This is a genomic window from Phyllobacterium phragmitis, assembly GCF_002980495.1.
Lineage (GTDB): Bacteria > Pseudomonadota > Alphaproteobacteria > Rhizobiales > Rhizobiaceae > Paramesorhizobium > Paramesorhizobium phragmitis.
The window spans coordinates 203,858-226,374 of the sequence record NZ_PVBR01000008.1; the positions used below are offsets into that span (position 1 = coordinate 203,858).

Annotated in this window: 20 protein-coding genes and 1 pseudogene; 11 read left to right on the forward strand and 10 right to left on the reverse strand. The window is 61.5% G+C overall.

The features are described 5' to 3' along the window. Positions 1–3: 3 nt before the first annotated feature. The 5 genes from C5748_RS13260 to argE all read right to left on the reverse strand — a co-directional run bounded on the left by C5748_RS13260 (position 4) and on the right by argE (position 5,147). Complete coding sequence (locus tag C5748_RS13260) at positions 4–1,044, reverse strand: tartrate dehydrogenase (protein WP_105742404.1); 1,041 nt, start codon at positions 1,042–1,044, stop codon at positions 4–6. A 13-nt stretch (positions 1,045–1,057) separates the two neighbouring features. Next, the gene (locus C5748_RS13265) at positions 1,058–2,521 is read right to left on the reverse strand and encodes an aldehyde dehydrogenase family protein (protein WP_105742405.1); all 1,464 of its coding nucleotides are present in this window, start codon (positions 2,519–2,521) and stop codon (positions 1,058–1,060) included. Between the two features lie 172 nt (positions 2,522–2,693). Beyond that, entirely contained in the window at positions 2,694–3,044 is a 351-nt protein-coding gene (locus C5748_RS13270; RefSeq protein WP_105742406.1) for a cupin domain-containing protein, read from the reverse strand. 23 nt (positions 3,045–3,067) lie between these two features. After that, positions 3,068–3,991, reverse strand: a complete 924-nt coding sequence (locus C5748_RS13275) for a 2-hydroxyacid dehydrogenase (RefSeq protein ID WP_105742407.1) — start codon at positions 3,989–3,991, stop codon at positions 3,068–3,070. A 31-nt stretch (positions 3,992–4,022) separates the two neighbouring features. Beyond that, positions 4,023–5,147, reverse strand: a complete 1,125-nt coding sequence (gene argE, locus C5748_RS13280) for an acetylornithine deacetylase (protein WP_105742408.1) — start codon at positions 5,145–5,147, stop codon at positions 4,023–4,025. A gap of 235 nt (positions 5,148–5,382) precedes the next feature. Here argE and C5748_RS13285 point away from each other — a divergent pair, with 235 nt between their 5' ends. Beyond that, positions 5,383–6,282 carry a GNAT family N-acetyltransferase gene (locus tag C5748_RS13285; protein WP_105742409.1) on the forward strand — a complete coding sequence of 300 codons (900 nt, stop codon included), beginning with the start codon at positions 5,383–5,385 and terminating at the stop codon, positions 6,280–6,282. Between the two features lie 59 nt (positions 6,283–6,341). Here the strand turns inward: C5748_RS13285 and C5748_RS13290 are convergent, their stop codons facing one another. The 4 genes from C5748_RS13290 to C5748_RS13305 are packed head-to-tail and all read right to left on the reverse strand — an operon-like array spanning position 6,342 to position 10,908. Next, complete coding sequence (locus tag C5748_RS13290; RefSeq protein ID WP_105742410.1) at positions 6,342–7,181, reverse strand: alpha/beta hydrolase; 840 nt, start codon at positions 7,179–7,181, stop codon at positions 6,342–6,344. Between the two features lie 19 nt (positions 7,182–7,200). Beyond that, entirely contained in the window at positions 7,201–8,664 is a 1,464-nt protein-coding gene (locus tag C5748_RS13295) for an NAD-dependent succinate-semialdehyde dehydrogenase (RefSeq protein ID WP_105742411.1), read from the reverse strand. Between the two features lie 18 nt (positions 8,665–8,682). Beyond that, positions 8,683–9,882: an iron-containing alcohol dehydrogenase gene (locus C5748_RS13300; RefSeq protein WP_105742412.1), complete on the reverse strand. Its 1,200-nt coding sequence runs from the start codon at positions 9,880–9,882 to the stop codon at positions 8,683–8,685. 21 nt (positions 9,883–9,903) lie between these two features. Beyond that, positions 9,904–10,908, reverse strand: a complete 1,005-nt coding sequence (locus tag C5748_RS13305; RefSeq protein ID WP_105742413.1) for an Ldh family oxidoreductase — start codon at positions 10,906–10,908, stop codon at positions 9,904–9,906. 96 nt (positions 10,909–11,004) lie between these two features. On the opposite strand from C5748_RS13305, the gene C5748_RS13310 reads away from it, so the two are divergent. The 5 genes and pseudogenes from C5748_RS13310 to C5748_RS13330 all read left to right on the forward strand — a co-directional run bounded on the left by C5748_RS13310 (position 11,005) and on the right by C5748_RS13330 (position 15,877). Next, the gene (locus tag C5748_RS13310; protein ID WP_105742467.1) at positions 11,005–11,697 is read left to right on the forward strand and encodes a GntR family transcriptional regulator; all 693 of its coding nucleotides are present in this window, start codon (positions 11,005–11,007) and stop codon (positions 11,695–11,697) included. Further along, positions 11,694–13,269, forward strand: a pseudogene (locus C5748_RS13315) (sugar ABC transporter ATP-binding protein). The gene C5748_RS13310 and the pseudogene C5748_RS13315 overlap by 4 nt, the downstream one beginning before the upstream one ends. Further along, positions 13,235–14,230, forward strand: a complete 996-nt coding sequence (locus C5748_RS13320) for an ABC transporter permease (protein ID WP_105742414.1) — start codon at positions 13,235–13,237, stop codon at positions 14,228–14,230. The pseudogene C5748_RS13315 and the gene C5748_RS13320 overlap by 35 nt, the downstream one beginning before the upstream one ends. A gap of 28 nt (positions 14,231–14,258) precedes the next feature. Next, on the forward strand, positions 14,259–15,227 hold the full coding sequence (locus tag C5748_RS13325) for a substrate-binding domain-containing protein (RefSeq protein ID WP_105742415.1): 969 nt from the start codon (positions 14,259–14,261) through the stop codon (positions 15,225–15,227). 62 nt (positions 15,228–15,289) lie between these two features. Next, the gene (locus C5748_RS13330) at positions 15,290–15,877 is read left to right on the forward strand and encodes a DJ-1/PfpI family protein (protein WP_105742416.1); all 588 of its coding nucleotides are present in this window, start codon (positions 15,290–15,292) and stop codon (positions 15,875–15,877) included. Positions 15,878–16,055: 178 nt separating this feature from the next. Here C5748_RS13330 and C5748_RS13335 read toward each other — a convergent pair whose 3' ends face one another. Next, positions 16,056–16,958 carry a GntR family transcriptional regulator gene (locus C5748_RS13335; RefSeq protein WP_105742417.1) on the reverse strand — a complete coding sequence of 301 codons (903 nt, stop codon included), beginning with the start codon at positions 16,956–16,958 and terminating at the stop codon, positions 16,056–16,058. A 123-nt stretch (positions 16,959–17,081) separates the two neighbouring features. Between C5748_RS13335 and C5748_RS13340 the strand changes: the two genes are divergently transcribed. From C5748_RS13340 to C5748_RS13360, 5 genes are all read left to right on the forward strand, one after another. Then, positions 17,082–18,104, forward strand: a complete 1,023-nt coding sequence (locus C5748_RS13340) for an ABC transporter permease (protein WP_105742418.1) — start codon at positions 17,082–17,084, stop codon at positions 18,102–18,104. 77 nt (positions 18,105–18,181) lie between these two features. After that, a complete protein-coding gene (locus C5748_RS13345; RefSeq protein ID WP_245429091.1) occupies positions 18,182–19,078 on the forward strand; it encodes an ABC transporter substrate-binding protein in 897 nt (298 codons plus the stop codon). 72 nt (positions 19,079–19,150) lie between these two features. Then, the gene (locus C5748_RS13350) at positions 19,151–19,921 is read left to right on the forward strand and encodes an ATP-binding cassette domain-containing protein (protein WP_105742420.1); all 771 of its coding nucleotides are present in this window, start codon (positions 19,151–19,153) and stop codon (positions 19,919–19,921) included. 29 nt (positions 19,922–19,950) lie between these two features. Next, positions 19,951–20,946 carry a zinc-binding alcohol dehydrogenase family protein gene (locus C5748_RS13355; protein ID WP_425350251.1) on the forward strand — a complete coding sequence of 332 codons (996 nt, stop codon included), beginning with the start codon at positions 19,951–19,953 and terminating at the stop codon, positions 20,944–20,946. Positions 20,947–21,269: 323 nt separating this feature from the next. Next, on the forward strand, positions 21,270–22,451 hold the full coding sequence (locus tag C5748_RS13360) for a Fic family protein (protein ID WP_105742422.1): 1,182 nt from the start codon (positions 21,270–21,272) through the stop codon (positions 22,449–22,451). Positions 22,452–22,517: the final 66 nt, after the last annotated feature.

Consider the following 22,517-nt stretch of genomic DNA (forward strand, 5'->3'; position numbering starts at 1 on the left):
GGATCATAATGCGGCGAGAATGGCGGTGGTGATCGCCTCTGTCCGGTCCTTGCCCGGAATGGTGCCGATGCCGCTCGCGGTCGTGCGCTCGAGTGCCGCCATTATGGCGGTCGCCGCGTCCGTTTCACCCAGGTGGTCGAGCATCATCGCTCCGGACCAGATGGTCGCGATCGGATTGGCGATGCCGAGGTGGGCGATGTCGGGCGCAGAACCATGCACCGGCTCGAACATCGAGGGCGCGCTTTTGTCCGGATTGATGTTGGCGGACGCGGCAAAGCCGAGCCCGCCCTGGATGGCCGCCCCCAGATCGGTGAGAATATCGCCGAAGAGGTTGGAGGCGACGACCACGTCGAGCGATTCCGGTGTCATGACCATGCGCGCGGCCATCGCGTCGATATGGTAGCTGGTGGCCTCGATATCCGGATACTCGGCAGCGAGTTGATGGGTCACCTCGTCCCAGAACACCATCGAGTATTTTTGCGCGTTCGACTTGGTCACCGAGGCGAGCTTTCCGCGGCGGGCGCGCGCCTGTTCGAAGGCGAAGCGCAGGATACGCTCCACTCCGGTACGGGTGAAGATCGAGGTTTCGACCGCCACTTCATTGGCTGTACCCTGATGGATACGGCCGCCGGCGCCGGAATATTCACCCTCCGTGTTTTCGCGGATGCAGAGGATGTCAAAGGCCTCGGCCTTAAGCGGACCTTGTACGCCCGGCAGCAAGCGGTGGGGTCGGATATTCGCATACTGTATGAAGTTCTTGCGGATCGGCAGCAGAAGGCCGTGCAGCGAGACCGCATCGGGCACCTGTGTCGGCCAACCGACCGCGCCGAGCAGGATGGCGTCGAAACCGCGTAGCGTCTCGATGCCGTCCTGCGGCATCATCGCGCCGGTCTCTCTGTAGAAGGCGCAGGACCAGGGGAATTCGGTACCTTCGAGGACAAAACCGGCCGTATCGGCGGCCTTCCGGAGCACCGACCAGGCGGCGGCTGTGACATCGCGCCCGATGCCGTCGCCGGGAATGAGGGCAATCCTGTGGGTTTTCATGGCGGTCGTGTCCTCAAAGGCTGATCAAGACGCTCTTGCTCTTGCGGTTGGCATGAAAGGCTTCGCGGCCAAGATCCTTGCCGATGCCTGATTGCTTGTAGCCGCCGGTCGGCAGGATATGGTCGCGCGAGCGGCCGTAGCGGTTGACCCAGATGGTTCCGGCCTGAAGGCGACGGGTGAGCCGGATCGCGCGGGATAGATCGCGGGTGAAAAGGCCGGCGGCAAGTCCGTAGGTGGGATGCTCGGCCAGCGACAGCGCCTCCTCCTCCTCACGAAAGGTCTGGAGTGTCAGCACAGGGCCGAAGACCTCTTCGGTGACGGCCGGCGATTTTGCGTCGACCCCGGCAATAAGCGTCGGCGCATAGAAATAGCCAGGTGCATCCATCGGCGCGCCGCCTGTCAGGCATTCGCCACCAGCAGTCACCGCGGCCGAGACGATCGAATGGATGCGCTGGCGCTGTTTGTCTGAAATGATCGGCGAATACTGTGCTGCCGCATCCCAGGTCGGCATGGGATGAACCGTCTTCATATGACGCAGGATCGCTTCGACAAGCGGAGCTACAGCGCTTTCTTCAACGATGAGGCGCGAACCGGCGACGCAGGCCTGGCCGGCATTGCTGATGATGCTGGTGGCGATCGCTGCCGCCGCCTTGTCGAGATCGGCGTCGGCGAAGACAAGCTGCGGGCTCTTGCCGCCGAGTTCCAGCGTCATCGGCTTGATGCCGGTGCGGGCGATGTTTTCCATGATCGCGGAGCCCGCGCGGGTCGAGCCCGTGAAGCTGACCTTGGCGATGTCGGGGTGACCCGTGATTGCATTCCCCGTTACCTGGCCGTCGCCGAGCACGACATTGATCAGCCCGGCCGGCATGCCGGCGCGCACAGCGAGTTCGGCGAGGTAGATGGCGGAAAACGGGGTCATCTCGGACGGCTTCAGCACCACGGCGTTGCCGGCGGCGAGCGCCGGGCCGAGCTTCCACACAGCCATGGAGACGGGGAAGTTCCACGGTGTGATGGCGCCGACCACGCCATAGGGCTCGGTCAGGATCATGCCGAGATTGCCGTCATCGGTCGGCACGAGATCGCTGCCTTCCTTGTCGGCGAACTCGGCGAAGAAGCGGATCTGCTCGGCGGAAATAGCGATGTCTCCGTCGACGAGATGGCCGACCGGCCGCGTCGAGGAAAGGGCTTCGAGCCGGGCCAGCGTCGCGGCTTGCTTCTGGATCAGATCCGCCCAGCGGTGCATCACGTTCAGCCGTTCGCGTGGGCGAATGCCGCCCCAGTTGCTTGTCTTGAGCGCGGTCTTGGCGGTCTCGACCGCATGGTCGACCATGTCGGCGTCGGCCAGTGGGCAACCGGCATAGGCCTTGCCATCGGATGGCCGTCGCATGGGGATGACGCCATCCGCCGGGACGCGGCGATCTCCGATGAAATGTCCAATGGGAAGGGATAGGCTGTCTGGATCGAAACTCAGGGTCATTCGGATTACCTCGGATCGCTATCTGGCAAGGCTAATGGATCGGCGGGAGTAGCTTGATCCGATCGCGGCCGGGGCGCCGGCCGAAAAATCCGTTTTGCAGCCGTCGCGCAGCTTATTCTTCGGCGCTCCGTCTGGGCAGCGGCAGGCTTGAATGTGCGCCGCTGCCGCGCATTTACGCTGTCACGTAAATCTTGCGGACCGTCTCGATGGTCTTCCAGATTCCGACAAAGCCGGGCTTCATGACGAAACTGTCGCCGGCCTTGTAGATCACTGGCTCGCCGCCTTCCGGTGTAATTTCCACGAGGCCGGAGAGAATATGGCAGAACTCGAAGGTCTCGCCCTTGATCGAGTGGGTAAGTCCGGGCGTGGCTTCCCACGCGCCGGTATGGATCGTCTCGTTGCGGGCGGCGTCCTGCGCCCAGGTCTTGAAGCCGGGGTTTCCGGAGATCAGCCGTTCAGGAACCGGCACGGCCTCGCGCGGTGCAAACGAAGGGTTGGGTTCAATGGTTTTCAGTAGCGACATGGTTTTCCTTTCGGGTTGAAACGTCAGTATCCGCGGCTGCGGTCGACAAGGCCGACCGGATCAATGCCGGCGCGATGGCGCTTTATGTTGTCGATGACGGCGCGGGCTGCGGTGTGCGGCTGGGTGACGCTTGCCACGTGGGGCGTCAGCAGGATGTGGGGATGGCTCCAGAAGGCATGGCCAGCCGGAAGCGGTTCGGGATCAGTCACGTCGATCACGGCGCCGGAAAGCCGGCCGCTGTCGAGGGCTGCGACGAGATCTTCGTGGTCGAGCTGCGGTCCTCGGCCTGCATGGACAAGGCCGGCACCCTCCGGCAGGCGGGCGAAGAGATCCGCATTGAGGAAACCGCGCGTTTCGTCCGTCAACGGCAGAAGACAAATAAGGATGTCGGTTGCCGATAGCATGCCGGTCAGAGCACTGTCTCCTGCGTGGCATGTCACGCCTTCGATCTCGCGCTGCGTGCGGCTCCAGCCTGAAAGCTGGAAACCGAAAGGCTTCAGCCGCTCGAGCACAGCCTGGCCGAGCATGCCGAGGCCGAGCACGCCGACACGCCGCTCGGACGCCTGTACCGGGGGGAGGGCCTGCCAGATCCGATCCCGCTGCTGGCCGAGATAGGCTGGTAGGTCGCGGTGGAGCGAGAGCACGGCGAGCGTCGCATATTCCTGCATCATGCGCACAATACCTTCTTCCACCATGCGCACCACCTTCACGTGGTGCAGGACGTCAGTGATGCGGAACTGGTCGACGCCCGCGCCGATGGAAAACAGCACCTCGAGATTGCGGTAGCGTCGGAGGTCTTCGGGAACGGTCCATGTGATCAGGTAACGCACGGAATCGGGATCGACCGCCGCAGGGGCCGTGGAAAAAGGCAGATCCGGCAAATCCCTGGCAAAAGCCTCACGGAAGATAGCGCCGCGGCGGGCATCGGAGTGAAAGAGAAAGGTCATGGTCGGGGTCCGTTTCGCAATCTGTCTGAGCTCAGGCGCGACAGTGCATGCCGAGCGCCTCGATCATCGACTGGCAGGCGGAAAGCTCGCTTGCCAGGATGTATTCGTCGGGCTTGTGGGCGCGGCCGATATCGCCTGGGCCGCAGATGATGGCGTCGATGCCGGCTGCCTGGAAGAGGCCTGCTTCGGTGCCGTAGCTGACGGCAGCCAGGGGCTCCTGGCCGGTGAGTTCCGTCAAAAGGTCGGCAAGGGCGGTCTGCCGCGCCAATGAGAGGGCGGGATAGGCGCTCAGTTCTTCCCATTCGACACCGATCCCGGATGCTCGCAAAACCTCGGCGGCGGAGCGGATCGGCGCCAGCAAGGTGGCGGGATCGACGTCCGCGATGGCCCGTGCCTCGATGTCCAGGGTGCAGCGATCGGGAATGATGTTGAGCGCCTGGCCGCCCTGGATCAGGCCGCCCTGCAACGAGGAATAGGGCGGTTCGAAGGTTCGGTCGTACGGCCCGTTGGCAAGGTCGTGGGCGGTCGATACCGCTGCCTGCAGCACGCTTGCCATGGCGTGCACCGCATTGAGGCCAAGATCCGGACGGGAGGAGTGACCGGAGCGGCCCTGCAGGGTGACACGGGCTGCCGCCTTGCCCTTGTGCGCGAGGATCGGCCGCATGCCGCTCGGCTCGCCGATCACCGCGCCCGCCGGCGGCGCACACAGATCGGGCAGCAGGGCAAGGAGATGAGGCACGCCGCGGCAACCGGCTTCTTCGTCATAGGAAAAGGCGAGATGGACGGGCCGCGCAAGAGGCGAGGTGGCAAGCGCGGGGACGGATGCCAGCACTGCGGCAAGAAACCCCTTCATATCCGTGGTTCCGCGGCCATAGAGCCGTTCTCCGTCGCGCCGCAGGGCGAAGGGATCACCAGTCCAGTTCGTCTCTTGCGCGGGGACGACGTCCATGTGGCCGGACAGGATATAGCCGGCTTTATCCGAAGGGCCGATGGAGGCGAAGAGATTGGCCCTGTCGCCCTCGGGCCCGGGAAGAATATGGGCGATGATGCCGAAACCCTCGAGATAGGATCTGATCCACTCGACGATGGCGGCATTGGGCGTGCCGACGACCGACGGGAAGCTCGCCAGCGCTTTCAGGATGTCGGTGGCATTCATTGCGCTGTCCCTTATGCGGCTTTTGGCACCCGCTTCGGCCCTTGATTTCGGTTCGACTTGAAAGATTAAGTGCGAACGGCATGAATGGCTGCCGAAAGCGACCGCCATACGGTCAATTCTTGTGCAGGAGCGGGCCGTAGAAGCGGAATGTTCTGTAAAGGGCCGGCTAGGATGCTCTCAAGAGAGCTCGTTGCGCGATCGATGGGCAAATCATGTGGCATCGGAGAGGCGGACGATGGATTTGAAAGTGCCGGAGACGTTGCATGTCGACGCATTTCAGATGCGTTTTGCCCACGTGGCCGATGTCGATCTGGAGCAGTTGCATGCGCTGTCCATCGCGGTTGGCTGGCCGCACCGGGCCGAAGACTGGCAGTATCTGCGGGAACTCGGCGACGGTTTCGTCGCTCTGGACGATATCGGCCGGGTCATGGGATCGGCCATGTGGTTCCGGCACGGCGAGCATTTCGCGACCCTTGGCATGCTGATCACATCGCCGCGGCTGCAGACGAACGGGACGGCGAAATGGCTGATGCAGCGCGTCTTGGCCGAGTGCCCCGGGATGAGCTTCCGGCTGAATGCGACGCGCGCGGCACGCCGGCTGTATCGATCGCTGGATTTTGTGACGCAGCAGACTGTGTTCCAGTGCCAGGGAAAGGCCCGCAAACCGGACGGGGCGGACGAGCCGCCAACCGGGCACGAGATCAGGCAATTGCGGGCAAGCGACCTCGATGCGGTGATCGCGTTCGATGCGCCGGGATTTGCTGTTCCCCGCCCTGTCCATCTTGCCCGCTTGTTCGTGAGTTCGCTCTGCTACGGGCTATTTCGAGGCAGGGAGTTGCGGGCCTGCTCCATGAGCCGCGCCTTCGGGCGGGGCCACGTCCTAGGTCCGATCGCCGCATTGTCCGTGGAGGAAGCGATCGCGGTTGCGCGGCCGCAGGTGGCAGTTCATGCCGGTCGTTTCCTGCGCGTCGATACCCATTTTGAGGGCGGCCCCTTCGCGAGCTTTATCCAGCGATGCGGCCTGCCGATCTTTGACACCGTGACGACGATGACGCTCGGTGACGGCGTCGATTACGGCACCGCCGGCGACGAGAGTGCCGTACTTTTCGCTCTTGCCTCGCAATCGTTGGGATGACTGGGGCAATCCGTTCAAGACCGCGGGGGCGGGCCATCTTCACCCCACGAACATACGGTCTAATCCGACGCGACAAGGTCGGCGAGCCGTTTGCCTAAAGTGCCATCGATGTCTCCCAAGTCTAGCACAATGCTCATATGGTTGAGGCCGGATGCTGACAACACTTGGCTATCCTCTCCTTTGGATCGCAATTTTTCATGCAATTGAGCCGCCTGATCGTGGAACGGTGCAGTCTCATCCCCGCCGTAGGCAATGATGCGTTGTAGGCAGGGGGTCTGGGTCGAGGAGAGTGGTGACCACGTGGCGGCTTCCGCACGAGTCATCTCGGCTTCGTGACGAAGGAAGCTGTCGGGAATATCGGACAAGTCGTAAATTCCGCTGACGAGAAGCAGTCCTCGAAGCGGTGGGAGCGATGGCGCAGGAGACTCCTCCGGGCCCGTCGCTGCCAGGAACGATGCCAAATGCGCCCCGGCCGAATGGCCGCTGACGGTCATGCGATCCGGGTCTGCACCGAAGTCTTTTGCATGGCCCTGTAGCCATCGCACCGCCCGGCGGACCTGATCTACGAGAACTGGCAAGCGCTGGCCCGGCATGAGGTCATATTCGATGAGCGCCGCCACCCCGCCTGCAGCCAATACTGGTGCTGCAACGAAGCGGTAGTTGGCCTTCTCGCCGGAACGCCAATAGCCGCCATGCACGAACACGTGCAATGGCATGTCCGCTGTTGGGTGCTCGGGCATGATCACGTCCAGCGTCTCGCGCGGTCGCGTGCCATAGGCCATGTTGGCGCGCATCGTCATGCGCCCCGACAGCGCCCGACTGCGTTCGGCAAACTCGGCCGCGATCGCGTCGAAGTCCGGCACGAAATCGCGAATGCAATAGGGATCTTGCCCTTTCATCTTCTCTCCTCCTGCTGCGTCAGAATTCAACGGCGTAGTATTTTGCCTCCATGAATTCCAGGATGCCCGTTACACCACCCTCGCGACCAAGCCCGCTTTGCTTGACCCCGCCAAAAGGCGCAGCCGGATCGGACATGAGACCGCGGTTGATCCCCAGCATGCCCGTTTCGATGCCTTTGCCAACCCGCATCGCGCGTTTCAGGTCACGCGAATAGATATAAGCCGCCAAGCCATACTCGGTGTCGTTCGCTAGTCGTATGGCGTCCTCCTCGCATTCGAACTTGTAGACGGCCGCGACGGGGCCGAAGATTTCTTCCCGCGCGATAGCGGAATTGGTGGGCACGTTTTCAAGAACCGTGGGAGGATAGAAGTTCCCCGTTCCGGCAAGCGGCGTTCCGCCGGTCGTGGCGCGGGCTCCCAGTTCGATGGCGTTTGACACGAGTTGGTCGATCTTACGCACGGCGTTCTGAGTGATCATGGGTCCGCATTGTGTTGCCGGATCGTAGCCTGGGCCGATCTTCAGGGCTGCCATGCGGGCGGTGAGGCCCGCGACGAAGGCGTCGTGGATCCCCGCCTGAACATAGAAGCGGTTGGCGGCGGTGCAGGCTTCGCCGGCATTGCGCATTTTTGCGATCATCGCGCCGTCGAGAGCGGCCTCAAGATCCGAATCGTCGAAAACGAGGAAGGGTGCGTTTCCGCCGAGTTCCATCGAACAGCTGACGACCGACTTGGCTGCTTCGGCAAGAAGAATACGGCCGACGCCGGTCGAGCCGGTGAAGGAGAGCTTGCGCACGCGGGGATCGGCGAGCATAGCATTTGTTACCCCGCTTGGGTTGCGCGTGGTGAGGACATTGACCACGCCGGGCGGCACGCCCGCCTCCTCGCCGAGACGGACCATGGCGTAGGCCGTCAGCGGCGTCTCGGAGGCGGGTTTCAGGATCACCGTGCAGCCGGCGGCAAGGGCTGGACCGATCTTGCGGGTTGCCATGGCGGCGGGGAAATTCCAGGGCGTGATGAGGACAGCGATGCCGATCGGCTCATGGTCGACAAGGATGTTATGCGAGCCGGAAGGGGTGTGCCGATATTCACCCGGAATGCGCGTTGCTTCCTCGGCATACCAGCGGAAGAACTCGGTGGCATAGGCTACCTCGCCGCGCGCGTCGGGCAGGGCCTTGCCGTTTTCCAGTGCGATGAGCATTGCAAGCTCCTCGGCGTGCTGTGTCATCAACTGGAACCAGCGGCGCAGGATTTCCGAGCGATGGCGGGCCGGGGTTACACGCCATCCGGCAGCAGCAGCCTCGGCGGCATCGACCGCGCGCAACGCGTCTTCGACGGAAGCGTCCGGCACCTCGGCCAATACGTTGCCGGTCGAGGGATCGAGGACGGGAATCCCACCGCCTTTGTGCCATTCGCCGCCGATATAGAGGCCATGGGTGTGAAGGGCGGGATCGGCATAGCCGGAAATGTTGGCCTGGAACGTCATTGGGGTGCCCTCTTCATTTCAATTCAGGCTGGACAGGTTGCCGCTATGGGCCGCGGCGACGAGGTTGCGCATTTCGTGCGCATTCAGCGGGCGGGGATTGTTCTGGATCAGGCGCGCAATACCCAAGCTCTGCTCGGCCACCCAGTCGATCCGGTCTTCCGCAAGACCAAGATTGCGCAGCGTTGTGGGAATGCCGATCCGTTCGAAAAGCAAAGAGAGCGCGGGTATGACTTCATCCGCACCGCCAAGCCCGGCAGCTTGCGCGATCTCGGCAAGTTCGCCGCGGATCACCGGCGCATTCCAGGTCATCACGTAGGGCATGAGGCAGGCAACGCCGAGGCCGTGCGCCGTATGTGTCAGGGCGCCTACCGGATACTGGATGGCATGGGCGGCGGCTGTGCCGGCCACGCCGAAGGCAAGGCCGGCGAGGGTGGCGCCAAGCATCACCTTTTCACGCGCCTCATGGTCGGCGCCATTCATGCAGGCCCGCTCCAGACCCTGCCACAGGAGGGTGATGGCGGTGAGCGCAAAATGGTCCGAAAGATCATTCTTGCCGACGAAGACACGCTGTTGGGTTATTCCGGGTACCGGATCGCGCCGGATCGCGGTGAAGGCTTCAATTGCGTGCGTCAGGGCGTCAGCTCCGGCGATCGCCGTCAGCCCAGGCGGGCACGAAAGGGTGAGGTCTGGATCGCAGATTGAAACGGTCGGGATCAGATGGGGGCTGGAAATGCCGACTTTCAGGCTGCGTTCGGCATCCGAAAGGACGGCGACAGGCGTGACTTCCGAGCCGGTGCCGGCGGTTGTGGGAATGGCGATGAGCGGCATGAGCGGTCCCGGCACGTTGTGCTCGCCGTAGTAGTCATGCGGTCGGCCGCCGTGGGTCAAGAGCAGGGCGACGCATTTCGCCATGTCGAGACATGATCCGCCGCCGATGCCGATCACAAGGTCTGGAGCGAAGCTTTTCGCGCTAGCGGCACTGGCGATGGCCGATTCCACAGGGACGTCCGGCAAGGTGGAACTATCCACGTTCACCGCCAATTGCGCGTCTTCGAGTTGCCGGACCAGCGCGTGGAAGTCGGCGTCCGTGGCAAGGCGCGTGTCCGTCACGATCAGCGCGCGCCGGCCGAGCTTGCTGGCAATGCCGCCGAGGGCATGGCGCTGGCCGACGCCGAAGAGCAATTCGCGCGGTGCCCTCATTGTGCCGAATAGGTTCATTCCGTGGTTCCTCCGATGAATTCAGGCAGCCTCAAGGGCCGTAAGGTGTTCGAAAAGCGACTGCGGCAACTCGATTCCCGCTTCCATGGCGGCAGCCCGTCTTGCCCGTGCGCCATCGCCGGGAATTGCCACCGGGTGGCTGGGATCAAGAGGATGGGAAAGGCGCAGGCAATCGAGATAGGCGGCAAGCGCCTTGCTGCTGCCCGTGCCGGCTGACGGATCGATGAGGATGAGAATGTCGCCTTTGTTGGCAGGATGGGTCTCGTCGAGCGTGCCATGCACATCCGGAGCGAGATCGGACCCGGCTAGCGCGGAGACCAGAAGCTCGATCGCAAGGCCTAGCCCGTAACCCTTGGCATCGCCAAAGGGCGCGATCGCCCCCGACTTCGCCGCGTGTGGATCGGTGGTTGGGCGGCCTTCGCGATCCACGGCCCAGCCAGACGGAATGGGAATTCCGCGCAGGGCATGGTTGTTGATCTTGCCCATGGAGACGACGCTGGTCGCAAGGTCCAGGACGAAAGGGTGGTCGCCTGCGGGAATGCCGATGGCGATCGGGTTGGTGCCGAGCATCGCCTTAGTCCCTCCGAACGGATGAACAAGAGCCTCGCTCGTCGACAGGATCATGCCGATCAGGCCATCTCTGGCCGCGGCTTCCGCATAATAGGCCAGCATGCCGATGTGGTTGGCGTTGCGGATCGCCGCAATGGCGAGACCCGTCTCCGTCAAGGCCCCCCGCAGCATTTCCATCGCGTTCATTATGACGACCGGACCAAGTCCGCGTTCGCCGTCGATGCTCAGAAACCCCAGCCGTTGCCACGTCCCGGTTCCGCTCGTGCGAACATCCGCCAATCCCTTGTCCAGTCGGGACAGAAGCAGCGGCAGCCGTTGCAGGCCATGAGACGGCAATCCCCGTAATTCCGCCTCTATGAGAACGTCGGCTTGGAGACGAGCGGCGGCGGCGGCAGCGCCGCGCCTTTCGATGAGGACGGTCGCCAGGTTCCGAAGATATTCTGGTGACAGCTTCATTTTCAAAATCCTATATCGGATCGTATACGATATTGTATTTGACATACGATATCTTATTTGCAACAAAAGCGCACATGTCAACAAATAGATCGGAGGCTGAGTGTGGCATTTGCGGCGGAGCGAGAAGGAAAGGCGGCGAGCATTCGCCCGACCAGCGTCGTGGATGGCGTCTACGACGGCATCTATCACCGGTTGATGTCGCTGGAGATTGCGCCCGGCGCCCGCATCCGCATCGACGTACTCGCTCGCGAGCTTGGCGTATCCCAGACGCCGATCCGCGAGGCTTTAAGTCGTCTGGAACGCGAGGGTCTGGTGCTTAAGGAGCATCTGATCGGTTACAGCGCCGCACCCCAATGGACGCGCAAACAGTTCGAAGACCTTTATGTTTTCCGTCTGCTGATCGAGCCGGAAGCGGCCAGGCTCGCCGTCATCAACATGACGCCGGAAGCGCTCCAGCAGCTCGAGGATTCCGCCGCGGATATGGGGCACGGCGAGCCGCCTGTCGATCGCAACACGCGCTACTCCCGCTTTGCCCGCGCCGATGCGCAATTCCATGACGCGATCCTGAAGATCGCGGGCAACGACGTGATCCGCAGCACGCTGTCGAACCAGCATGTCCATCTGCACATCTTCCGGCTGATGTTTCACACGCGCGTGACGCAGGAGGCGCTCGAGGAGCACGAGAATCTGCTCGCCGCCTTCCGCGCGGGTGACCCGCAGGCGGCGTTCGATGCCATGCGCGACCACATCGAGCGTTCGCGCGATCGTCTGCTTTCGGCTTTCGAATGAACGCGGTCCTGTCTCCCTATACGGCGGTGGCGCCGCCGATTCCAGCCATCGCTGTGCTGGGGGTTGAAGGGTTAGGCAAGGCCTATGGCCCGATCACCGTCCTGTCGGACGTTTCGCTCGATGTTCGCGCCGGAGAGGTTCACGCCATCATCGGCGAGAACGGCGCAGGCAAGTCCACGTTGATGAAACTTCTCTCCGGCTACGTCGCACCGACGGTCGGCCGGCTGATCATGAAAGGTGAGCCGGTCGCATTCCGCAACGCCGTCGATGCGGAGAATGCGGGCATCGTTCTCGTTCACCAGGAAATTCTGCTTGCGGCAGATCTGACGGTGGCGGAAAACCTCTTTCTCGGGCGCGAGATCGGTCGCGGCTTGCTGGTGGACGACAGGGCGATGAACCGTCGCGCCGCCGAACTCCTGGCGCGTATGGGTTCGACCGCCCGGCCGCGCGACCGGCTGGGTGCGCTACCGCTCGCCCAGCGGCAACTGGTGCAGATCGCGCGTGCCCTTCTCGACGACCGCAAGGTCGTCATATTCGACGAGCCGACTGCTGTTCTTGCTAATAACGAAGTGGCGGCGCTGCTGGATATCGTACGCAACCTGCGTGATCACGGCGTTGCGGTGCTCTACATCTCGCACCGTCTGGATGAGGTGCAGGCGCTTGCGGACCGCATCACCGTTCTTCGCGACGGCCGCATGATCGGCACCTGGCCGGCGGCCGGCCTCGGCCAGCGCGAAATGGCGGAACTGATGGTAGGGCGGGAACTGGATGTGCTCTATCCGCACAAACGGCCTGCCGCCACCGCCGCGCCGATCCTGTCGGTTACGAATCTCGCCGTCGATCACAGCTCGCAGAAAGTCTCCTTCAGCGTCAGCCCCGGCGAAGTTCTGGGCATCGGCGGCATGATCGGCGCGGGGCGCACGGAATTGATCGAAGGGCTTATGGGGCTTCGTCCGTCCGACGCTGAAAATGTCGTCCTGAACGGCAACGAGATCAAGAACCGGTCCGTCCGCACGTTGATGGACGCCGGTCTCGTCTATCTGACTGAGGATCGCAAAGGCAAGGGGCTGCTTCCCCAATCTGACCTTACAGGCGCTGGATACCCTTAATCCGGGGATATTCCTCAACCGGCGCCGCGAGCGATCCTGCCTTAAGAGCGCCGTCGCCGGCTACGACATCCGCGTGCGCTCCCTGCGGCTCGAAGCCAGTAAGCTATCGGGCGGCAATCAGCAGAAGCTGCTCCTTGCCAAGGTGATGATGGCCGATCCGTTGGTAATCATTATCGACGAACCGACGCGCGGTATCGACATCGGCAACAAGAGCCAGATCTACGACTTCATCGACACGATGGTACGCGCCGGAAAGGCCTGCATCGTCATCTCGTCGGAAATGCCGGAACTCGTGGGGCTCGCCGACCGCGTCCTCGTGATGCGGTCCGGAAGGATCGTCGCCGAGCTTCGTGGCGAAGACATCAGTGAGGGAAACGTCGTCTACGCCGCCACGACGGGCGAGCGTGGAGCGGTGGAGGAGGATGAAAATGACTGCAGCGACAGCGACCGTCGCGCCTGTTGACGAAGGAAGCCGCATCCGGTGGGCTGATTTTGCGCCATTCATCGCGCTTGCGGTGATCATGCTGTTCGGTGCGCTGGTCAATCCCAGCTTCGTGTCGGCAGACAACCTGATCAATGTAATCACCCGCAGCGCTTTCATCGCGATCATTGCGGTAGGAGCAACTTTCGTGATTTCATCCGGTGGGCTCGACCTGTCGGTGGGGTCGATGATGGCCTTCGTCACCGGCATCATGATCATGGTAATGAATCATCTGGTGCCGGCATTCGGAAACTGGGCCATCCCGATGGGAGCGGGCGTGGCACTCGTCGTGGGCTCGCTTTGTGGCCTCTTCAACGGCCTCATCGTGACGCTTGGACGTATAGAGCCCTTCATCGTGACGCTCGGCACGATGGGCATCTTCCGCGCCTTCATCACGTTTATGACGAACGGCGGCTCGCTGTCGATCGACCGGAGCCTCAGGGAAGCTTACCGCCCGGTTTATTTCGGCAGCGTTCTTGGAATTCCCTATCCGGTGCTCATTACTTTTGTGGTCGTTATGCTCGGCGCCTTCTTGCTCTACAAGACAAAGTATGGCCGCCGTCTGACATCGACGGGATCCAATGTCGAGGTGGCGCGCTTTTCCGGCGTCAATGTCGCAGGCGTTCGCACGGTCGCCTACGTCATCCAGGGCTTTTGCGTCGCCGTCGCGGCCATCTGCTATGTGCCCCGCCTCGGTGCTGCGACACCTACGACAGGTCAGCTTTGGGAATTGCAGGTCATCACCGCGGTCGTGATCGGGGGCACCCTGCTTCGCGGGGGCAGGGGCCGCATCGGAGGAACCGTTGCAGGCGCCCTCATTCTCGAGGTGATCGCCAACGTCATGGTCCTTTCGGATCTGGTGTCCGAGTACCTCGTGGCCGCCGTGCAGGGCGGGATCATCATCATAGCCATGCTGGCACACCGCTTTACCGCCAACCGTTGAAACAACGCAGACTTCAAAGGAGGAGAAAATGAAGTCCATGTTACATAAGACGAGAATACTTTTATCCACGGCTGCCATCGCCTTGGCTCTGCCGCTCGTCATCGCTAATGCCCAGGAGAGGAGTGTCACCATCGCCGTGTCCATTCCTGCCGCCACACATGGGTGGACGGGAGGCGTGGTCTACCACGCAGAGCAGGCCGAGAAGGAGATCGAGGCTGCGTTTCCGAACATTGACGTCGTCCTGTCAACGGCGTCCTCAGCGACTGCACAGGTGTCCGCACTGGAGGATCTCTCGGCAACCCGCAAATTGGACGCGCTGGTTATCCTACCGTTCACTTCTGAGGAACTGACTGGTCCAGTCCAGCAGATCAAGGCGAAGGGTACGTTCATTTCCGTGGTTGACCGTGGCCTTACCGATCCTGCGATCCAGGATCTCTATGTCGCGGGCGACAATATCGCCGTTGGTGCGAACACGGCACAGTGGCTTTCCGATAAGCTTGGCGGCGAGGGGCAGATCGTCGTGCTTCGTGGCATTCCGACCGTCATCGACGATGAGCGTATCAAGGGCTTTTCTGACGTCATTAACAAGACGGGCATCAAGATCCTCGACATCCAGTACGCCAACTGGAATCAGGACGAGGCCTTCAAGCTGATGCAGGACTATCTTGCGAAATATCCCAAGATCGATGCTGTCTGGGCGAACGACGACGACATGCTGCTTGGCGTCATCGAGGCCATCGACCGTGCGGGGCGTAAGGACATAAAGTATGCGCTTGGCGGCAATGGTATGAAGCAGGTCATCGAGATGGTGAAGGAAGGCAACGCGCGCACGCCGATCTCGACGCCCTATCCGCCGTCAATGATCAAGTCGGCCATCTACATGACGGCGGCACAGTTCGACGGACAGGCACCCATGCGCGGTACCTTCTTGCTTGGTGCACCGCTGATCACGCCGGAAAACGCCGACCAGTTCTATTTCCCCGCTTCCCCATTCTGATCCGATTGGGTGCCCGGCCGCCCGCCGGGCACCACGAATTTCATGATAACAGGAGATATGACATGAGCGGCAAGAAAATCCTCATGCTGACCGGCGAGTTCACCGAGGAATACGAGATCTTCGTTTTCCAGCAGGGAATGGAAGCGGTCGGCCACACGGTGCATGTCGTCTGCCCGGACAAGAAGGCGGGCGACCGCATCAAGACCTCGCTGCACGACTTTGAAGGCGACCAGACCTACACGGAAAAGCTCGGCCATTACGCCGACATCAACAAGACGTTTTCCGAGGTGCGGGTCGAGGAATACGACGCCGTCTATGCGGCGGGCGGTCGCGGCCCGGAATATATCCGTACCGACAAGCGCGTGCAGGATATGGTCCGCCACTTCCATGAAACCGACAAGCCGATCTTCACCATCTGCCATGGTGTGCAGATCCTGATGGCGGTCCCGGGCGTGCTAAAAGGCCGGAAAGTCGCCGGCCTTGGCGCCTGCGAACCCGAGGTGACGGCCGTCGGCGGCATCTATATCGACGTGAAGCCGACCGAGGCCTATGTCGACGGCAACATGGTCTCGGCCAAGGGTTGGACCGGCCTTGCCGCTTTCATGCGCGAATGCCTGAAGGTTTTGGGTACGAGAATTACGCATAGCTGATCCCCCGCGATCCGCAGCGCGGAGTTTTCCGAAGCTTCGCGCTGTGACCGCCGGCAGCGATATGTCTGCAATAATAAAAAACATGCAGAACTGGAGGCTCTCGGGCTGATCGCGGTGGTCCAGTCCAGCGGGGAGGCAGTACTGTATGAAATGAGATCGGCAAGACCGCGCGGTGTCGTTAGACCAGTGCGTGGCTGCGCAGCGACGACAGGAGCGTCTGCTTGGATGTGCGCAGATGATCGCGCGCGGCGGCCATTGCGCCCGCCTCGTTACGATCGGTAAGTGCCTCAATCAAGCGAAGATGTTCGCCGATAGCCGCAAAGTTGCGCTCACGTTCATCCTTCTTGTCCCACTGATAGTGGTAATGAAAAATGAGGGTGATGACCTTCTGGAATTCAGCCACGAAGCGGTTGCGAACGACGCTGCCGATCGCCGTGTGGAACCGCTCGTCGAGTAGAGAGAAATCGTGGTAACGCTTGTCGATGTCCTCAGCCAATCGATGGTGCTCGACTTCGAGCGCCGCCAACTGGCTCCAGATGGGATGGTCGGTGGATAGTGCTACGAGCTGCGATACGGCGTTCAGTTCCAACATGATGCGGAAGTCCGACAGCTCGATGGCGAAGTCGCGGGTGAACCCGCCCAGTTGCCATCCTCCGCGGGGCCGGCGCTGCACCAGGCCGAACCGGCTAAGCGAAGCCAGAAACTCCTGCAGGCTATGGGCCGGCACGCGGAACTTGCGGCTCAGTTCTGTCACGTTGAGCGGAGTGCCGGGCGGTACATCGAAGCGCAGAACCCAGTTGAGGAATTGACGTTCCAATTCTTCGGTCGATACCTGGTCGGGCTCAACGGATAGCCAATCCTGTGGGGCGGGCTGACGAAGCAAGGTTTTCTCGCGCCCTTCCCACTTGATGAACTCCTCTGTCCGCAGCCTATTGAGAGCGGAGCGGACCACTGTGCGACTAACCTCCAGATACTTGGCCAGCGCCACCTCCGAGGAAAGTTGGGCACCTGGGACCAGCGTCCCGCAATAGTCCAGTAATGCATTGTAGGCTTCGCGAAAGCGTTCGTCCGTTCTGGCCAAGATTTCACCTGCGTTGTGCCAGCAAAGCTGGGTTTCAGACAATAATTAAAAACAATTGACAGTAGCCTTCGTGCAGGTCAATCCTGTTCTTAATAATTCTAAACCGAAACGAGGGGGAGCGTTATGTCGGTTGTTTCAGGCGAAGTGCGCGCCGTCGCCAGCGCAAGCGGCCCCAGTGGCGAGACACTGCATAAGCTTTCGGCACTGCTGACACTGGCGTTGCTGATTGCGATCTTCGCCTTCGGAAATGCCGCCTTTCTGTCGGTCAATAACGGCCTGACCGTTCTGCTTCAGACTTCCGTCATCGGCGTGCTGGGGATCGGCATGACGATGGTGATTATCACCGGCGGCATCGATTTGAGCGTCGGCTCTGTTCTGGCCCTGTCGGGAACGGTAACGGGCATGCTCGTGAAGGCCGGTATGCCGGTTCCGGCAGGCATGGCAGCGGGAGTTGCCGTGGGCGCGCTATGCGGGCTGGCGAACGGACTGGTCATCACCAAGATGCGGATCACGCCATTCGTCGCGACGCTTGGAATGATGCTCATCGCGCGTGGCACGGCCCTGCAACTGACCGGCGCCGCCCCCATTTCGCAACTGGGCGAGGCTTTCGGGCGCCTGGGCAATGGCGCGCTGTTTCGCCTTGTCGAAAAGCAGCCGAACGGCCTTTCGAAGGTGATCTTTCCCGGCATACCTTATCCGGCGATTGTGCTTCTGATCGTAGCCGTTGCTGCGGCGTTCATGCTGCGCCGCCGCGCACTCGGCCGTCATCTCTACGCTACGGGCTCGAATGAAGAGGCGTCGCGTCTCTCCGGCGTCAACGTAGACCGTACCAAAATCGCTGCTTATGTCCTATCAGGTGCGCTGGCGGGGCTTGCAGGCAACATCTTGATGTCGCGCCTCGTCACCGCGCAGCCGAACGAGGGCGTGATGTATGAACTCGATGCAATCGCATCCGCGGTGATCGGGGGAGCCTCGCTGATGGGCGGCGTAGGTACGATCTCCGGCACCATGATCGGCGCCTTCATTATCGGAGTGCTCCGCAACGGTTTGAACATGGCCGGCGTCTCGGCCTTCATCCAGCAGATCATCATCGGCTTCGTTGTCATTCTGGCCGTATTCGTCGACCAGTTGCGTAGCCGCAGATGAATTCAGCAGCAGTCTTCAACCTGGGAGGAGAAACCATGAAGATTACCTTGAAAACCGTGTTTGCCATTGGGGCCGTTATGGCGCTTCCGGCCGGAGCGATGGCGGGCGAGATAGCCGTCATCGTCAAGACCACCAACTCCAACTTCTGGCAAAACGTAAACAAAGGCGCCTCGGCTGCCATCGAGGGAACCGGGCACACGCTGACCTTCGACGGGCCTGCAGCGGAATCTGCCGTTGCCGACGAGGTGAACCTTGTCGATAATGCGGTGAACCGCGGCGTCGCAGCTATTGTCTTGGCGCCTTCCGATCCGGACGCGCTGGTCCCGGCCGTGAAGCGTGCCAACGAGGCAGGCATCCCCGTCGCCATCATCGACTCGGCGCTCGGGAAAGATGGGGCGGGCACGTTCCAGACCTTTTTGTCCACTGACAACTGCGCGGCGGGCAAACTGGCCGCCGACGCCATGATCAAACTGACCGGCGGTGAAGGCAAGGTAGCCGTCATGTCCTATGTCGCAGGCGTTGGCTCGGAAATTGGGCGCGTTGGCTGCTTTGTCGAGCAGATCAAGGCGAACTCGAAGATCGGGATCGTCGGCCCCTATTATTCACAGTCGCAGATGGCAACCGCACTGAACCAGACCACAGACGTGCTGGCCGCGAATCCTGACTTGAAGGGCATCTTTGGCGCCAACGAGCCCACGGCAGTGGGCATGGGGCGGGCGCTCCAGCAATCGGGCAAGGCCGGACAGGTCGCGGCCATCGGCTTTGACGGCAATGAAGACCTTCAGGCCTTTGTCAAGGACGGTGTGCTGAATGGTACGCTTGTCCAGGGCTCGTTCCAGATGGGCGAATTGGGTGTCAAAGCCGTGGTCGACTTGATCGCCGGTAAGAAAGTCGAGCCTCAGATCGATACCGGCGTCGTCTATGTCACCAAAGAGAATCTCGACTCGGCTGAAGCGAAGAACGTTCTTTACTGACGGGCCATCCGGGCGGTTGCACGCGCCGCCGCCCGGACTTTTTCGACTGAGATGAGGACAAAGAGCAGGACCATGACGCCTTTGGTGGAAATGATCGCGATCGAGAAACATTTCGGCGGAATTCATGCGGTGAACGGGGTGTCGCTGGATCTTCATCCGGGCGAAGTGGTTGGTGTTCTAGGCCACAACGGCGCGGGGAAGTCGTGCCTGATGCGCATCCTGTCGGGCGCCATGCGACCGAGCGCAGGCGAGATACGGGTGGGTGGGAAGACGGTTGAGATCAATTCGCCACACGATGCGCGCGATTTTGGAATAGAAACGATCTACCAGACCCTTGCCCTGGCTGATCATCTGGATGCGCCGGCAAACTTGTTTCTTGGGCGGGAGTTGCGGACCCGTTGGGGCAATTTGGACGACAAGCGGATGATGGAGGAAACCCGGAAGGTGCTTGCCCGGCTAAATCCGAATTTCCGCAACCTGAGCGACGCGGTTTCGCGTCTGTCCGGCGGGCAGCGTCAGGTGATCGCCATAGCCCGCGCGATCTATTTCGATGCCAAGGTTCTGATCATGGACGAGCCCACTGCAGCGCTTGGTCCGGCGGAAACGGCGATGGTCGGCAAATTGATCAAGCAACTGCGGCAGGAGGGCGTAGGCATTTTCTTGATCAGCCACGATATGCACGACGTTTTCGACCTATGCGACCGCGTCGTCGTCATGAACCGCGGCCACAGTGTGGGATCGTATCGCATAGACGACGTTTCCAAGGACGACGTGCTCAGCCTGATCATCAAGGGGGCGCTGCCCGAGGACTGGGCGCTGCGCAATCGAGAGAGGCTGCAATGACAATTATCGATCAGATTGAGGCGCGCACTATGACTACCGGCACCTGTGTCGAGCCAGGGACGTTCGAGTTGCGCGAGGCGCCGCTGCCTCAGGTCGCGCCCGAGGGCTGGACCTTGGTCGATATCTGCGCCGTGGGGTTGTGCGGCACGGATTACCATATCTTTCAGGGCAAGCATCCCTATCTCGAATATCCCCGTGTTATCGGACACGAGCTTTCCGGCCGCGTTGTGGAATCTACCGCGGAGCTGAAATCCGGGACACTGGTCGTTATCAATCCTTATGTGTCCTGTGGCACTTGCCGCGCTTGCCTTCGGGGCAAGCCTAATTGCTGCACGCGGATTCAAGTGCTTGGCGTGCATTGCGATGGTGGGCTTTGTGCGCGAATTGCAGTTCCTCACAACAATCTCTACGCAGCCGAAGGGCTGTCGGAGGTTCAGGCCGCGATGGTGGAGTTCCTGGCGATAGGTGCACATGCCGTTGCGCGCTCCGGAATTGCCCAGGGTGACCGGGTTCTGGTCACGGGCGCGGGGCCGATCGGCATTGGAACGGCCCTGTTCGCGCGGCTGCAAGGGGTCGAAGTTCATCTGTTGGACCTCAGCCGAAAGCGCCTTCAACTGGCCTCGGACAAATTCGGCTTCAAGCATCTGCATGAGGACTCTGCTGCGGTTCTGGCCGGCGATCTGGCTGATGGTTTCGATGTGATCTTCGATGCCACCGGCTCCGCGCGCGCCATTGAGGCCGGCTTTCCACTGCTTGCCCATGGATCGAGCTATGTGCTGGTTAGTATCGTGAAGGACCGGATCAGCTTTGAGGATGCCGAATTCCACAAACGGGAGGCCCGGATCATCGGCAGCCGCAATGCGTTGAAATCCGATTTCGAGCGAGTCATGGACGCAATCCGGACCGGAGCCATCGACACCGACGCTCTCTTGTCGGCAGAACTTTCCCTGGCTGATTTGCCCACCCGGTTCTCTGCCCTGGCCGAGGACCGCGAGGCCTTGATCAAAGCTATTGTGCGGCCGTGATGGACTCCTGCTCAAGCGCAATACAGAGCCGGGGTGAAGTTGCGCCGGATCCAGGTCTGGTCAGACGCTCGTTGCCGGACCGTCGTCGAATGTCGGTCCTTTTTCTCTCCCAACTCTGTTGGCTCTTGATCGCAGCCGAGTGACGCTTTCGGTACCCATGGGATGCGATGGATCAAGACTGCTGAAGGCGAACAGCTGGTGGTGCCGGATGCGCCGCACTGACCGAGAGCGACGAGCCTATTTAAGCCCGCTTAAGTTAGTGAATTCGTTATTAAAGTATTGGCGGGATTGTTTAAATAGTGTCGCGCTGACATAATGGCCCCATGAGCGATTCTGAACCCAATCAGCGTCTTGGTCGATACGCCGAAACCCCCGTGGCGGGTGAGATCGTGCATGCCTTCGTTCCGCCGCCACTACCGCCGAAACCGCAGATCGACGTGCTGGGGCTTCTGGACCGGCTGAGCCTCGCCGAACGCGCGCTCGGGCGACTGGACGGCATTACCATGCTGCTGCCGCGCCAGGAACTCTTCCTCTACATGTATGTGCGCAAGGAGGCAGTGCTTTCGTCCCAGATTGAGGGGACGCAATCTACACTGACCGATCTTCTGCGCTTCGAGACCGAGGCTCAGGCTGGGGAGCCGATCGACGACATCCGCGAGGTGTCGAACTACGTCGATGCGATGATGTATGGGCTGGAGCGACTGGAAGAGTTGCCGCTGTCATTGCGCCTGATCCGCGAGATGCATGCGCGGCTGCTGCAAAGCGGACGCGGCGGCACAAAAAGCCCTGGCGAGTTTCGCCGCACACAGAACTGGATCGGAGGTTCGCGCCCAGGCAATGCGCTCTACGTGCCGCCGCCCGTCACCGAACTCGATGCCTGCCTCGATGCGCTGGAGCGCTTCATGCACGAGGATACCTCGCGTCTTCCGGCATTGATCAAGGCCGGGCTGCTGCATGTCCAGTTCGAGACCATCCACCCGTTCCTCGATGGCAACGGCCGCATCGGCCGTCTACTGGTGACGCTGTACCTTTGCGTCAACGGAGTGCTGCGCAAGCCGCTGCTCTATCTCAGCCTCTATCTGAAGACGCATCGTGCCGATTACTATCGATTGCTACAGGAGGTGCGGGAAAACGGCAACTGGGAAGCCTGGCTCGACTTCTTCCTCGCCGGGGTGGCCGAAACGGCGAACCAGGCTTTCGAGGCCGCCACCCGAATTGTCGACCTCTTCAAAGAGGACCGCGAGCGGATCACGACCGAAAGTGACCGTGGCGGATCCGCGCTGCGCATCCACGATCTCTTCCAGCAAAACCCGTTCCTGAGTTCCAATCAGCTTGTCCGGCAGACGGGCCTGTCGGCACCGACGGTAAATGCGGCCTTGGCTGATCTGGAGAAGATGGGCATCCTTGAGGAGATCACCGGTCGCAAGCGGGGCAGGGTGTTCAGCTACCGTCGCTATCTTGCAATCCTCAGTGAGGGGACCGATCCTTTGCCGATTGGCTCCTGAAATTTCCTGTGGCTGCCTCGCCCCTCGGATGACAGGGGTCAAATCAGCGTATTGATTCGTAAGTCC